Source organism: Ectopseudomonas guguanensis (assembly GCF_900104265.1).
In the GTDB taxonomy this organism is placed as follows: Bacteria; Pseudomonadota; Gammaproteobacteria; order Pseudomonadales; family Pseudomonadaceae; genus Aquipseudomonas; species Aquipseudomonas guguanensis.
In genome coordinates this window covers 102,787-116,783 of sequence record NZ_FNJJ01000001.1, presented here as the reverse complement: position 1 = coordinate 116,783, position 13,997 = coordinate 102,787, and the positions used below count along the sequence as shown (strand labels likewise).

At 65.9% G+C, this 13,997-nt stretch carries 14 protein-coding genes; 10 read left to right on the top strand and 4 right to left on the bottom strand.

Annotated elements, in window-relative coordinates:
- Positions 1–4 precede the first annotated feature (4 nt).
- The 3 genes from BLS61_RS00550 to BLS61_RS00540 form a co-directional block, all read right to left on the bottom strand.
- Positions 5–622, bottom strand: coding sequence for an NAD(P)H-dependent oxidoreductase (locus BLS61_RS00550; protein ID WP_090425937.1), 618 nt, complete (start codon positions 620–622; stop codon positions 5–7).
- Positions 615–2,009 (bottom strand): class II fumarate hydratase, encoded by a 1,395-nt coding sequence (locus tag BLS61_RS00545; RefSeq protein WP_090425935.1) that lies wholly within the window; start codon positions 2,007–2,009, stop codon positions 615–617. The genes BLS61_RS00550 and BLS61_RS00545 overlap by 8 nt, the downstream gene beginning before the upstream one ends.
- An 84-nt stretch (positions 2,010–2,093) precedes the next feature.
- Positions 2,094–3,104 carry a DUF2804 domain-containing protein gene (locus tag BLS61_RS00540; RefSeq protein ID WP_090425928.1) on the bottom strand — a complete coding sequence of 337 codons (1,011 nt, stop codon included), beginning with the start codon at positions 3,102–3,104 and terminating at the stop codon, positions 2,094–2,096.
- Between the two features lie 275 nt (positions 3,105–3,379).
- Between BLS61_RS00540 and BLS61_RS00535 the strand changes: the two genes are divergently transcribed.
- The 5 genes from BLS61_RS00535 (at position 3,380) to BLS61_RS00515 (ending at position 7,854) form a co-directional block, all read left to right on the top strand.
- Entirely contained in the window at positions 3,380–3,877 is a 498-nt protein-coding gene (locus tag BLS61_RS00535) for a DUF2059 domain-containing protein (protein ID WP_090425925.1), read from the top strand.
- 11 nt (positions 3,878–3,888) lie between these two features.
- The gene (locus BLS61_RS00530; RefSeq protein WP_090425922.1) at positions 3,889–4,182 is read left to right on the top strand and encodes a BolA family protein; all 294 of its coding nucleotides are present in this window, start codon (positions 3,889–3,891) and stop codon (positions 4,180–4,182) included.
- 324 nt (positions 4,183–4,506) lie between these two features.
- Positions 4,507–5,445, top strand: a complete 939-nt coding sequence (gene trhO / locus BLS61_RS00525; protein ID WP_090425917.1) for an oxygen-dependent tRNA uridine(34) hydroxylase TrhO — start codon at positions 4,507–4,509, stop codon at positions 5,443–5,445.
- 2 nt (positions 5,446–5,447) lie between these two features.
- Complete coding sequence (locus tag BLS61_RS00520; RefSeq protein ID WP_090425913.1) at positions 5,448–6,080, top strand: DsbA family protein; 633 nt, start codon at positions 5,448–5,450, stop codon at positions 6,078–6,080.
- The gene (locus BLS61_RS00515) at positions 6,073–7,854 is read left to right on the top strand and encodes an ABC transporter ATP-binding protein (RefSeq protein ID WP_090425910.1); all 1,782 of its coding nucleotides are present in this window, start codon (positions 6,073–6,075) and stop codon (positions 7,852–7,854) included. Before BLS61_RS00520 ends, BLS61_RS00515 begins: the two co-directional genes overlap by 8 nt.
- A gap of 537 nt (positions 7,855–8,391) precedes the next feature.
- On the opposite strand, the gene BLS61_RS00510 is transcribed toward BLS61_RS00515, so the two are convergent.
- Positions 8,392–9,255 (bottom strand): LysR family transcriptional regulator, encoded by an 864-nt coding sequence (locus BLS61_RS00510; protein ID WP_090425907.1) that lies wholly within the window; start codon positions 9,253–9,255, stop codon positions 8,392–8,394.
- A 94-nt stretch (positions 9,256–9,349) separates the two neighbouring features.
- Here BLS61_RS00510 and BLS61_RS00505 point away from each other — a divergent pair, with 94 nt between their 5' ends.
- The 5 genes from BLS61_RS00505 (at position 9,350) to BLS61_RS00485 (ending at position 13,990) form a co-directional block, all read left to right on the top strand.
- A complete protein-coding gene (locus BLS61_RS00505) occupies positions 9,350–10,087 on the top strand; it encodes a CTP synthase C-terminal region-related (seleno)protein (RefSeq protein WP_090425904.1) in 738 nt (245 codons plus the stop codon).
- The gene (locus BLS61_RS00500) at positions 10,084–10,410 is read left to right on the top strand and encodes an antibiotic biosynthesis monooxygenase family protein (protein WP_090425901.1); all 327 of its coding nucleotides are present in this window, start codon (positions 10,084–10,086) and stop codon (positions 10,408–10,410) included. Before BLS61_RS00505 ends, BLS61_RS00500 begins: the two co-directional genes overlap by 4 nt.
- Before the next feature lie 224 nt (positions 10,411–10,634).
- Entirely contained in the window at positions 10,635–11,717 is a 1,083-nt protein-coding gene (gene hppD / locus BLS61_RS00495) for a 4-hydroxyphenylpyruvate dioxygenase (protein ID WP_090425898.1), read from the top strand.
- 4 nt (positions 11,718–11,721) lie between these two features.
- Positions 11,722–12,861 carry a homogentisate 1,2-dioxygenase gene (locus BLS61_RS00490; RefSeq protein ID WP_090425895.1) on the top strand — a complete coding sequence of 380 codons (1,140 nt, stop codon included), beginning with the start codon at positions 11,722–11,724 and terminating at the stop codon, positions 12,859–12,861.
- Between the two features lie 142 nt (positions 12,862–13,003).
- Positions 13,004–13,990 carry a fumarylacetoacetate hydrolase family protein gene (locus tag BLS61_RS00485; protein ID WP_090425893.1) on the top strand — a complete coding sequence of 329 codons (987 nt, stop codon included), beginning with the start codon at positions 13,004–13,006 and terminating at the stop codon, positions 13,988–13,990.
- The last annotated feature ends 7 nt before the right edge of the window (positions 13,991–13,997 follow it).

The following is a 13,997-nucleotide window of genomic DNA, read 5'->3' as shown; positions in this document are numbered from 1 at the left end:
GGGCCTAGACGCTGCTTCCCAGCGCTTCGGCCTTGCGCAGCCAGCTCTGGCGCTGCTCCTCGCTGGACGGGCGTACCGGGGTGAATTCGCTCAGGCGGCGGGTGCGGATGCCGCAAAAACCTAAGATGGTGCGCACCATCTGCCGATGTGCCGGGGCGCCGTAGATCCAGCGGAAGTACCAGCGAGGTGTGTCGAGGGTCACCAGCAGGTCGGCGCTGCGGCCGCTGAGCAGCTTGTCCCACAGCTGCGAGCGGTTGCGGTACCTGAAGGCGAAACCGGGCAGGAACACCCGGTCGAAGAAGCCCTTGAGCAGCGCCGGCAGGCCGCCCCACCAGACCGGATAGACGAATACCAGATGCTCGGCCCAGTGGATCAGGCGCTGGGCCTCGAGCAGGTCCGGCTCCAGGCTCTGGCTCTGGTCGTAGCCGTCGCGCAGTATCGGGTCGAACTGCATCTCGCCCAGCCTGAGCTGACGCACCACGTGGCCCTTGCTGCGTGCGCCGTGGCTGTAGGCCTCGGCCAGGGCGTGGCAGAGGCTATCTCTTTTCGGCGTGCCGAGAATCAGCAGGATTCGCTTGCCGTCGCCTTCCAGCGGTGTGGCGCCGCTCTTGCCTTCAGTCATGCCGTCCGGCTCCAAGCATGTCCTGCGGGCGAACCCACTGGTCGAACTGCTCTTCGCTCAGATAGCCGAGCTGCAGCGCGGCCTGACGCAGCGTGCTGCCTTCGGCGTAAGCCTTCTTGGCGATCTCCGCGGCCTTGTCGTAGCCGATGTGCGGGTTGAGCGCAGTGACCAGCATCAGGCCGTTCTCCAGATGCGCGGCCATCTGCGCGGCGTCCGGCTGCAGCTCGGCCACGCAATGCTGCTGGAAGTTGCGGCAGCCGTCGGCCAGCAGTCGGATCGACTGCAGCAGGTTATGGATGATCACCGGCTTGAACACGTTCAGCTGCAGGTGTCCCTGGCTGGCGGCAAAGCCGATGGTGGCGTCGTTGCCCAGCACCTGGCAGGCGAGCATCGACAGCGCTTCGCACTGGGTGGGGTTGACCTTGCCGGGCATGATCGAGCTGCCCGGCTCGTTGGCCGGCAGGCGCACCTCGGCAAAGCCGGCGCGCGGGCCGGAGCCGAGCAGGCGCAGGTCGTTGGCCAGTTTCATCAGGGCCACGGCCAGGGTCTTCAGCGCGCCGGAAAGCTGCACCAGCGGCTCGTGCCCGGACAGCGCGGCGAACTTGTTCGGCGCACTGGTCAGCGGCAGGCCGGACAGTGCGGCGAGCTCGGCGGCGATGGCCTCGGCGAAGCCGGCCGGGGCGTTCAAGCCGGTGCCAACGGCAGTGCCGCCCTGGGCCAGCTCGCAGACGGCGGGCAGGGCCGCGCGAATGGCCGCTTCGGCATGGCCGAGCTGGGCGACGAAGGCGGACAGCTCCTGGCCGAAGGTGATGGGCGTGGCGTCCATCATGTGGGTGCGCCCGGTCTTGACTAGGTTGGCGTGACGCTGCGCCTGCTCCTGCAGGCCGTCGCGCAGCTCGGCCAGCGCCGGCAGCAGGCAGTGGCGAACCGCCTGAGCGGCAGCGATGTGCATGGCGGTGGGGAAGCAGTCGTTGGAACTCTGCGCGCGGTTGACGTGGTCGTTGGGGTGCACCGGGCTCTTGCCGCCACGCTGGCCACCGGCCAGTTCGTTGGCGCGGCCGGCGATCACCTCGTTGACGTTCATGTTGCTCTGCGTGCCGCTGCCGGTCTGCCAGACCACCAGGGGGAACTGCGAGTCGTGCTGGCCTTCGAGCACTTCATCCGCTGCCTGTTCGATCAGCCGGGCGATATCCGCAGGCAGCTCGCCACTGCGGCTGTTGACCCGTGCGGCGGCCTTCTTGATCAGCGCCAGGGCGTGCAGCACGGCCAGCGGCATGCGCTCCTGACCGATGGCGAAGTTGATCAGCGAGCGTTGGGTCTGTGCGCCCCAGTAGGCGTCGTTGGGGACTTCGATGGGGCCGATGCTGTCGGTTTCGGTGCGGCTCATGGCGTTCTCCGGGCATATTCGAGGTTGCTGGCAGTTTAGGTCGTGCCGCCGGAGACAGGTTCCGCAACTTATCTATCGCGGCGATTACCAGCGCGCGTGCGTCTCGCCCAGCCAGCCGAGGGCGCCATGCACCGGTACGCGCTCACCCTTCGGGCCGCGCAGCACGCCGTCGTAATGGCCGAAGCGCTGCATGGTGTTGGCATGCAGCGGCCCGAGCTTGGGACAGGCTCTGTGCAACTGGCGGGGGATGAAGCGCAGGGCGACGCGATCGTCCTCGCTGTCCAGGCGCCAGGGCGCCAGCGGCGCCTGCGAGCTGCGGACGATGTGCAGAGGGCTGTCGAGCAGTTGCGCTTCGCCGCCGAACCACAGTGTGTTTTCCGACAGGCCACTGTAGTCCAGCCAGCCAGAGCCGAAGTTGCCGGCGATGCCGCCGGCCGCCGCGAAGGCCGCCCGCTGCCAGTAACTGTTGAGCGGCCAGACGCCACGCCCGAAGTCGAGCGCAGCGAAGCTCTGGCCAGGTACGCAGTCGTAATGCCTGTTACCCAGCTGCAGGCTGCCGGCGGTGGGCAGCCCCAGCTGGCGGCTGGTGGCGTGAAAACCGCCATTGCGCAATGGTGCGACCAGGTTGACCGATTGCAGATGGGCGGGGCGCTGGATGTCCAGCGCGACCTGCAGGGGCTGGCCGCCGATATCGGGCGCCGCGGCGGTGAGACGCAGGCGGCCGGGATGCTCGTCGATACGCAGTTGCAAACGGGAGTGGCTGAAGGCGTGGCTTTCCAGCGGCAGGTCCGGCAGTTGGCAGCCCAGTGCGAAGGGGCGCAGCTGGGTATGAGCGACGGCCAGGCCGGTTCCCAGGTCGAGAAAGTAGGCGGCGCCGTAACCGACATAATCCAGGTCGGCCAAGGTCAGCGCGAGCATCCAGTCGGGCGTGGTGATGCACCAGTGATTCCAGCGCTTGCGCCGCCCCAGGTGGCCGTGCAGGGTGCAATCCACCTGCGGGCGGCTTGACCAGCCGATGGCATCTTCCTGCAGGCGTCCCTTGCGGTCGCACAGTGGCTGGAGCGGGAAGGGCGCGTGTGAGGTGAGGCTGGTCATCGGGCACGTCCATGTATGTGCGCAGGCTGGCGATCAGTCGCCGGGTCGGGAAGTACGCACGCCTTGTCAAGAATAGCGAAGGTCGCACAGCATGCCGAGCCGGGCCAAGCATGAGCAACTACTGGCACTTTGGCAACTGACCAGCGGGTGCGCCAGTGTGCAGGCGCTCTGTGATCCAGCGCACAATGCGCATCTCTTGAGGGTTTTGCGCGCAGGGCACAAAATGCCGGCACCGCAGTCTACCCAGACTCATTCATAGCCCTGGACGCCTTCTCATGCTCCGTTTCACCCAACTCTGCACTGCCGTTCTGCTCAGCGCGAGCGCATCCCTGGCCATGGCCGATGCCGCCAGCCATGCTGCCGATGCCGAGCGTTTTCTCAAACTGGCCCACGCCGACAAGCTGACCGTCCCGGTGTACGGCCAGGTGCAGCAGATGTTCGCCCAGCGCTTCGCCGAGGCGCCGAATGGCAAGAAGGCGGTACTGGAAAGCTATCAGGCCAAGGCCAACGCCGCGCTGGACAAGGCGGTGGGCTGGGACAAGCTCAAGCCGGACATGGTCAAGCTCTATACCAGCAACTTCAACGAGCAGGAGCTCAAGGACCTGATCGCCTTCTATGAGTCGCCGCTGGGGCAGAAGGTGCTGCAGAAGATGCCGACCCTGACCGCCCAGTCGGCGCAGATCACCCAGAGCAAGCTGGAAACCGCCGTGCCCGAGGTGAACAAGCTTCTGGCGGACATGAGCAGCGAACTCGGCCTGCCGAAACAACCCTGATGGAGCCCACGATGTCCAAGCAAGACCTGATCACCGCCGCCCTGGCCGCGTTGCAACCCGAGCACCTCGAGGTGCTGGACGAGAGCCACATGCACAGCCGCGGCCTGGAGACCCACTACAAGGCGGTGATCGTCAGCCCGGCGTTCGCCGGTCTGAATGCGGTGAAGCGACATCAGAAGGTCTATGCCACCGTTGGCGAACTGATGGGGCAGATCCATGCCCTGGCCCTGCATACCTACACCCCGCAGGAATGGGCAGAGCAGGGCGCGGCCCCGGCTTCGCCGACCTGCCGCGGCGGGCATTGAGGTAGCCCGGATGCAATCCGGGGAAACCCCTCGGCAGTTCCCGGATTGCATCCGGGCTACGTGACAGGCTGTCGCGCCTTGTCGCCAACCCGCCCCGGCGATTCTCTGCTTTGCTACAATCGCTCCCGCGCCGGCCCACGCCGGCGCTTTCGTTTAGATTCTCGATCTAGCGAGCTAGAGCCATGCAAGGCAAAAGCAGGCGAGGAAGCGCAGTGTACTTTTGTACATGAGCATTCCGAGCCTGTTTTTAACGCAGCAGGGCCGACGCGCAGCTGATCGAAGTCCAGTCCGCCCTTTACGTGGGTGACTACTGAGAGAATATTCATGACCGACAAGATCGTCGTCGCGGCGCTGTATAAATTCGTCTCCCTGCCGGATTACCAGGCGCTACGCGAACCCCTGCTGCAAACCCTGCTTGACAACGGCATCAAAGGCACCCTGCTGCTCGCCGAAGAGGGCATCAACGGCACCGTGTCCGGCAGCCGCGCCGGCATCGATGCGCTGCTCGCCTGGTTCCGCCAGGACGCCCGCCTGGCCGATATCGACCACAAGGAATCCTATTGCGAGGAGCAGCCGTTCTATCGCACCAAGGTCAAGCTGAAGAAGGAAATCGTCACCCTCGGCGTGCCGGGCGTCGACCCCAACCAGCGCGTCGGCACCTACGTCGAGCCCAAGGACTGGAACGCCCTGATCAGCGACCCCGAGGTGCTGCTGATCGACACGCGCAACGACTACGAGGTGGCCATCGGCACCTTCGAGGGCGCCATCGACCCCAAGACCAAGTCGTTCCGCGAGTTCCCCGAGTACGTCAAGGCCCACTTCGATCCGAGCAAGCACAAGAAGGTGGCGATGTTCTGCACCGGTGGTATCCGCTGCGAGAAGGCCTCCAGCTACATGCTCGGCGAGGGGTTCGAGGAGGTCTATCACCTCAAGGGCGGCATCCTCAAATACCTAGAGGAAGTGCCGCAGGAGCAGACCAAGTGGCGCGGCGACTGCTTCGTCTTCGACAACCGCGTGACCGTGCGCCACGACCTGTCCGAAGGCGACTACGATCAGTGCCATGCCTGCCGCAATCCGATTTCCGTGGAAGACCGCCAGTCCGAGTTCTACAGCCCCGGCGTCAGTTGTCCGCATTGCTGGGATTCGCTGCCGGAGAAGACCCGTGAAAGCGCCCGCGAGCGGCAGAAGCAGATCGAGCTGGCGCGTGCGCGCAACCAGCCGCACCCCATCGGCCGCGACCCCCGCCAACTGAACGAGGCCTGACCATGGCTAGCCGCCTGCTCTACGTGATGGACCCGATGTGCTCCTGGTGCTGGGGCTTCGCACCCGTGGTCGAAGCCCTCGCCGAGCAGGCGGCTGCCGCCGGCGTGCCGCTGCAGATCGTGGTGGGCGGCCTGCGCCGCGATCAGGTGGCGATCGATGCCGCAGCGCGGGTGCGATACCTGGGCTACTGGCAGGCGGTCAACGCCAGCACCGGGCAGCTGTTCGACTTCGACCGCGGCCTGCCCGAGGGCATGGTCTACGACACCGAGCCGGCCTGCCGCGCGCTGGTCACCGCGCGCCAGCTCGATGAGCCCAGCGCCTGGGCCCTGCTCAAGCTGATCCAGCAGGCCTTCTACACCGAGGGCGCCGACGTCACCCAGGCCAGTGTGCTAGTCGAGCTGGCCGAGCAGGCAGGGATTCCGCGCATCGAATTCGCCGAGGCTTTCGACAGTCAGGCCATGGTCGATGCCACCGCCGCCGATTTCAGCTGGGTGCAGGATCTGGGCATCGCCGGTTTCCCCACCTTGCTGGCCGAGCGCGATGGTCAGCTGGCGCTGCTGACCAACGGCTATCAGCCGCTCGAGGCGCTGTCACCGCTGCTGGGCCGCTGGCTGGAGCGTGCTGTCAATGCCTGATCGGTTGAGCTGGGCAGAAGTCCGTCGCCTGGCCCTGCGTCACAAGAAAGCGCTGATTCTGGCCAACCTGGTCGCCGTGCTGGCCACCCTGTGCAGCGTGCCGATCCCGTTGCTGTTGCCGCTGCTGGTGGACGAAGTGCTGCTGCACGACGGCGATGCGGCGCTCAAGGTGATGGACAACTTCCTGCCCGCCGAGTGGGAAACCGCCGCCGGCTACATCGGCCTGATGCTGCTGCTGACCCTGCTGCTGCGCGGCTCGGCGCTGATCTTCAACGTTCTGCAGGCACGCCTGTTCGCCAGGCTGTCGAAGGACATCGTCTACCGCATCCGCATGCGCCTGATCGAACGGCTCAAGCGTATCTCACTCGGCGAGTACGAGAGCCTGGGCGGCGGCACCGTGACCACCCACCTGGTCACCGATCTGGACACCCTGGACAAGTTCGTCGGCGAGACCCTCAGCCGCTTCCTGGTGGCGATCCTGACCCTGGTCGGCACCTCGGCCATCCTGATCTGGATGCACTGGCAGCTGGCCCTGCTGATCCTGCTGTTCAACCCGCTGGTGATCTACGCCACCGTGCTGCTGGGCAAGAAGGTCAAGCACCTGAAGAAGCTGGAGAACGACAGCACCTCGCGCTTCACCCAGGCGCTGACCGAAACCCTGGAGGCGATCCAGGAAGTGCGCGCCGGCAACCGCCAGGGCTACTTCCTCGGCCGCCTTGGCGGGCGGGCGCGCGAGGTGCGCGATTACGCCGTGGCCTCGCAATGGAAGAGCGACGCGTCGAACCGCGCCAGCGGCCTGCTGTTTCAGTTCGGTATCGACGTGTTCCGCGCCGCGGCGATGCTCACCGTGCTGTTTTCCGACCTGTCCATCGGCCAGATGCTCGCGGTGTTCAGCTACCTGTGGTTCATGATCGGCCCGGTGGAGCAGCTGCTCAGCCTGCAGTATGCCTTCTACGCTGCTGGTGGTGCGCTGACGCGGATCAACGAGCTGCTGGCGCGCCAGGACGAGCCGCAGTACGCCGGGCGCGTCGACCCTTTCAAGGGGCGCGACACGGTCGGTATCGAGGTGCAGGGGCTGACCTTCGCCTATGGCGAGGAACCGGTGCTCGACCGGCTCGACCTGTCCATCGCTCCAGGCGAGAAAGTGGCCATCGTCGGTGCCTCCGGCGGAGGCAAGAGCACCCTGGTGCAGTTGCTGCTGGGCCTGTATACGCCGCAGGCCGGCAGCATCCGCTTCGGCGGCAGCGCGCTGGAGGAAATAGGCCTGGACTGCGTGCGCGACAACGTCGCGGTGGTGTTGCAGCACCCGGCGCTGTTCAACGACACGGTGCGCGCCAACCTGTGCATGGGCCGTGAGCGCAGCGACGAGGCCTGCTGGCAGGCGCTGCGCATCGCCCAGCTGCACGACAGCATCGCGCAACTACCCCAGGGGCTGGACAGCGTGGTCGGCCGCAGCGGCGTGCGCCTGTCCGGCGGCCAGCGCCAGCGCCTGGCCATTGCCCGCATGGTGCTGGCAGAACCCAAGGTGGTGATCCTCGACGAAGCCACTTCGGCGCTGGATGCCGCCACCGAGTATGCCCTGCACGAAGCGTTGGCGCAGTTTCTCGAAGGCCGCACCACGCTGATCATCGCCCACCGCCTGAGTGCGGTGAAGCAGGCTGACCGGGTGCTGGTGTTCGATGGCGGCAGCGTCGCCGAGGATGGCGACCATCAGCAACTGATTGCCGAAGGCGGGCTGTACGCCAAGCTCTACGGACATTTGCAGCAAGGGTAAACCGTAGGGTGCGCCGTGCGCACCGCGGCGATCAGGATCTCGGGAAGTTCTTCGCGGCTGAGTTGTAGGGCGGGTGTAACCCACCATGTAAAGTGAGTGGCGGGTTGCACCCGCCCTACGGGTGTGAAGCCGCTTCTACAGGACAGGTAGGAGCGGCTTTAGCCGCGATGCCCAACGTCCCCGGATTGCATCCGGGCTACAGAGCTTTCTGTGCTGTCGCGGCTAAAGCCCCTCCCACAAGGTTTCGCCGCTGCAACGACAGGCAGCCCCCGCTCCGTGGGAGGCGCTTCAGTAAATGAGTGGCGGGTTGCACCCGCCCTACGGATGTGAAGCCGTTTCTACGGGATAGGTAGGAGCGGCTGGGCGGCATTCCGCTTTAGCCGCGATGCTCTTTTGCGCAGCCAACGTCCCCGGATTGCATCCGGGCTACACAGCTTTCTGGTCTGTCGCGGCTAAAGCCCCTCCCACAAGGTTTCGCCGCTGCAATGACAGGCTGCCCCCGCTCCGTGGGAGGCGCTTTAGCGGCGATGCTCCGCCTCAGCCATGGCTCATCAGCGCTTCGCTCAGTTCCTCGAACAGCGTCTGCACCGAACGCAACGCCCGGCAGTCGGGGCGGGTCAGCAGCCAGAGCTCGGTGTCGCAGCCGGTCAGCGGCGGGCCGAGTGCCTTGAGTTCCGGATGGGCGCGCAGCACGAAGTCGGGCAGGGCGGCAACGCCCAAGCCGGCGCGCGCCAGTTGCGCCACGGCGTACATGCTGCTGCAGCGGTAGTTGGGGGTGACGCCCGGCAGTTCGCGCAGACGCCAGAGTACCGTGGCGTGATCCGGCATCGCCTCGTCCGGGGCGATCCAGCTCTGCCGTGCCAGATCGCTGCGATCCTCGCCATCATCGCGGGCGCAAACCCGATACGACACCTTGGCCAGACGCCGCCCCACCAGATGCTCCGGCGGCTCGTTGGTCAGGCGCAGGGCCAGGTCGGCATCGCGCCGGCTGAGGTTGGCGAAGTCGTTGGACGTCACCAGCTCCAGCGCCAGGGCCGGGTAACTGGGCATGAAGCGCGCCAGCGCCGGTAGCAGCAGGCTGCTCAGTACGGCGTCGGTACAGGTCAGGCGCACCGTGCCGCTGACTACCTGCTTGCCCAGTTCCAGCGCCACACGCGCGGCATCCAGCGCCTGTTCGGCGCGTTCGGCCTGTTCCGCCAGGGCGCGAGCGGTCTCGCTGGGTTCGTAGCCGCGCCGGCTTTTCTCGAACAGCGCCACACCCAATGCCGCTTCGAGCCGGCGTACGGCGCGAAATACGGTGGAGACGTCCACCTGCAGCAGTTCTGCGGCCCGCGCCAGGGAGCGGCCGCGCACCAGGGCGAGTACCAGCGAGAGGTCGGTGTGGTCGATTTGATATTGCACGGCTGCAATCTCTGCTTGTCTATTCGCCAATTATTATTGCGCGGACGCCATCTTATAGTGGCAGGCAGGCCGTCATGCAAGAGGGGGTAGGCGTATGTACAGCAAGTGTCGAGTCAAGATCGCTCTGGTGGGTAACTACAATGCGGCGATCGCCGCGCACCGGGCCATTCCCGAGGCCTTGCGCCTGGCCAGCGAGGCGTTGGGCGTGGCGGTCGAGCACGACTGGCTGGCCACCGAGCGCATTGTCGATGACGCCACCCTGACCGCCTATGACGGTATCTGGTGCGTGCCGGGCAGCCCTTACGCCGCCACCGAGGGGGCGCTACGTGCCATTCGCTTTGCCCGCGAGCAGGGTGTGCCATTTCTCGGCACCTGTGGCGGCTTCCAGCACGCACTGCTCGAATACGCACGCAACCGCCTGGGCTGGACCGATGCCGAGCACGCCGAGCTGTCGCCGCAGGCGCAAAGCCCGATGATCGCGCCGTTGACCTGTGCGCTGCTGGATGTCAGCGAGCATGTGCATCTGGTCTCCGGCTCGCGCATTGCCCAACTCTACGGCGTACGTGAGATCAGCGAGCAGTACCTGTGCCGCTACGGTCTCGTCGATGCCTTCGTCGAGCCACTGATGGCCCAGGCGCTGAAGGCTTCCGGACATGACGCGGCCGGTGCGGTGCGGGCGATCGAACTGGAGGACCATCCGTTCTTCATCGCCACCCTGTTCCAGCCCGAGCGTGCGGCGCTGGAAGGTCGATTGCCGCCGCTGGTCGCCGGCCTGGTCGGTGCCTGCGCGGTGCAGTCGGTGCACGAGGCGCACCTGGCCGTGGCCTCGTGATCGCTGCCACGCCACAGCCGCCTTATTACGTGGTGATCTTCACCTCGCTGCGCACCGAGGTGGACGCCGGCTACGCCGAGGCGGCGCAGCGCATGCTGGAACTGGCCGCAGAGCAGCCCGGCTTTCTCGGCGTGGAGTCGGCGCGCAGCGATGGCCTGGGCATCACCCTGTCCTACTGGCAGAGCGAGGGGGCTATCCGCGCCTGGCGTGAGCACGCCGAGCATAGCGCCGTGCGTGAGCAGGGGCGAGCCGGTTGGTACGCTGCATTCACCACGCGGGTGGCCAAGGTCGAGCGCGCCTACAGCTTCTCGCGCTCTGAGTGAGCGCCAGCGGCAAGCCGGCAGACCGGTCTGTAAGATTTTCTTTACGCCAGCCGGGGCGTTGCCTGCTCGAACTGCATGGCGTAAAGAAAATTTGCCGGTGCTGCGCCCGCCTGCTGTGTCGAAGTGTCGCAAGCCATCTTGAGAGCGCCTCTGCGCTCGGTTGTCATGAGGTTGTCCGCAACGCATTCGTGCGGCTGCCATAACAATGACAATCAGGAGGCGAAATGACCGCCGTGGCCAAGATCGAGCAGCACAACCCCATCGGAACCGACGGTTTCGAGTTCGTCGAATTCACCGCACCGACTGCCGAAGGCATCGAGCAACTGCGCCAGTTGTTCACCGCCATGGGCTTTACCGAAACCGCCAAGCACCGCTCGAAAGAGGTGTGGCTGTTCCAGCAGAACGACATCAACATCGTGCTCAACGGCAGCCCCACCGGGCACGTGCGCGCCTTCGGCGAGAAGCATGGCCCCAGCGCCTGCGCCATGGCCTTCCGGGTCAGGAACGCCGCCCAGGCCGCGGCCTACGTCGAGCAGCAGGGCGCCAAGCTGGTGGGCAGCCACGCCAATTTCGGCGAGTTGAACATTCCCTGCGTCGAAGGCATTGGCGGCTCGCTGCTGTATCTGGTCGACCGTTATGGCGACAAGACCATCTACGACGTCGACTTCGAGTACATCGAAGGCCGCAGTGCCAACGACAACGCCGTCGGCCTGCAGTGCATCGACCACCTGACCCACAACGTGCGCCGCGGGCAGATGGATGTCTGGTCCGGCTTCTACGAGCGCATCGCCAACTTCCGCGAGATCCGCTACTTCGACATCGAAGGCAAGCTCACCGGCCTCTTCTCCCGCGCCATGACCGCGCCGTGCGGCAAGATCCGCATCCCGATCAACGAGTCGGCCGACGACAAGTCGCAGATCGAGGAATTCATCCGTGAGTACCACGGCGAGGGCATTCAGCACATCGCCCTGTCCACCGACGACATCTACGCCACCGTGCGCCAGCTGCGCGCCAACGGCGTGGACTTCATGACCACCCCGGACACCTATTATGAAAAGGTCGACAGCCGCGTCGCCGGCCATGGCGAGCCGACCGATGTGCTGCGCGAGCTGAATATCCTGATCGACGGGGCGCCGGGCGACGACGGCATCCTGCTGCAGATCTTCACCAACACGGTGATCGGCCCGATCTTCTTCGAGATCATCCAGCGCAAGGGCAATCAGGGTTTCGGCGAGGGCAACTTCAAGGCCTTGTTCGAGTCGATCGAGGAAGACCAGCTGCGTCGCGGTGTGATCTCCGAGGAGTGATGCCATGAGCCGCCAATGGATCCGCTTTCCCCTGCGTGAAGGCGAGTGCTCGCGCCAGGCGCATTGCGACCTGCCGCAGGGCACCTACGAGCGCGAGATGGGCCGTGAGGGCTTCTTCGGCCCCACCGCGCACCTGCACCACAAGCATCCGCCAACCGGCTGGATCGACTGGGAAGGCCCGCTGCGCCCGCATGCCTTCAACTTCAACGACATCCCCAGCGAGCGCGACTGCCCGCTGGCGGCGCCGCTGACCCTGCACAACGCTGATGTGAAGTTGCGCGTGTGGCGCACCCACGGCGCCATGCGCCACCTGGTGCGCAACGCCGACGGCGACGAGTTGCTGTTCGTCCACGAGGGGGCAGGGCACCTGTACTGCGATTTCGGTCATCTGGAGTATCGCGACGGCGATTACCTGCTGATCCCGCGCGGCACCGCCTGGCGCATCGAGGCCAGCACGCCGAGCTACTTCCTGCTGATCGAGAACAGCGACGGCGCCTACCAGTTGCCGGACAAGGGCCTGCTGGGTCCGCAGGCGATCTTCGACCCCGCCGTGCTCGATCATCCGCGGCTCGACGAGGCCTTCAAGGCGCAGCAGGACGAGAACACCTGGCAGATCAGGATCAAGCGGCGCAATCAGATCAGCACCGTGACCTACCCGTACAACCCGCTGGACGTGGTCGGCTGGCACGGCGACAACACCGTGGTGCGCCTGAACTGGCGCGATATTCGCCCGCTCATCAGCCATCGCTACCACCTGCCGCCTTCGGCGCACACCACCTTCGTCGCCAATGGCTTCGTGGTCTGCACCTTCACCCCGCGGCCGGTCGAATCCGACCCCGGTGCGCTCAAGGTGCCGTTCTTCCACAACAACGACGACTACGACGAGGTGCTGTTCTACCACCGCGGCAACTTCTTCAGCCGCGACAACATCGAGGCCGGCATGGTCACCCTGCACCCCTGCGGTTTCCCGCACGGGCCGCACCCCAAGGCGCTGAAGAAGAGCCAGGAGGACCCGGCCACCTTCATCGACGAGGTGGCGGTGATGATCGACACCCGCCGCGCCCTGGAGGTCAGTGATGCCGCCAGTGCGGTGGACGTGGCCGAGTACGTCAACTCCTGGCGTGCGCCGGGTACACAAGGTTAAGGGCGGGCACCAATCGTCCCCTCTCCCCTTGGGGAGAGGGCTAGGGAGAGGGGGCTGGCAACACACCCTCTCCCCCGGCCCCTCTCCCACAAGTGGGAGAGGGGGAACAGCCCGCACGCGAACAGACGAATAGGTAGGAACCATGAAACTCGCATCACTGAACCAGGGCCGCGACGGCGTGCTGATCGTCGTCTCCCGCGATCTCACCCGCGCCGTGCTCGCGCCGCAAATCGCTCTCACCCTGCAGGCCGCGCTGGACCACTGGGCCGTGGCCCGGCCCAAGCTCGAAGCGGTCTATCAGCGCCTCAACGACGGCCTGGAGGAGGGCGCCTTCGCCTTCGATCAGGCCGCCTGCCACAGCCCGCTGCCGCGCGCCTACCACTGGGCCGACGGCAGCGCCTACGTCAATCATGTCGAGCTGGTGCGCAAGGCACGTGGTGCCGAGATGCCGGAATCCTTCTGGCACGACCCGCTGATGTACCAGGGCGGCGCAGATGCCTTCATCCCGCCGCACAGCCCGATCCGCCTGGCCGACGAAGCCTGGGGCATCGACCTGGAAGCCGAGCTGGCGGTGATCACCGACGACGTGCCGATGGGCGCCACGCCGGCCGAAGCGGCAGGCCATATCCGCCTGCTTATGCTGGTCAACGACGTCTCGCTGCGTAACCTGATCCCCGGCGAACTGGCCAAGGGCTTCGGTTTCTACCAGAGCAAGCCGTCGTCGAGCTTCTCGCCGGTGGCGGTCACCCCGGACGAGCTGGGTGAAAGCTGGAAGGACGGCAAGGTGCACCGGCCGCTGGTCTCGCATATCAACGGTGCGCTGTTCGGCCAGCCGAACGCCGGCGTGGACATGACCTTCAACTTCCCCACCCTGGTCGCCCACGCCGCCAAGACCCGTCCGCTGGGAGCCGGCACCATCATCGGTTCGGGCACCGTGTCGAACTATGACCGCAGCGCCGGATCGAGCTGCCTGGCGGAAAAGCGCATGCTGGAAATCGTCGAGCAGGGCGAAGCGAAGACGCCGTTCCTCAAGTTCGGCGACCGGGTGCGTATCGAGATGTTCGACGCAGCCGGCCAGAGCATCTTCGGCGCCATCGATCAGGTGGTGGAAAAGTACGACGCCCGCTGATCGGTAG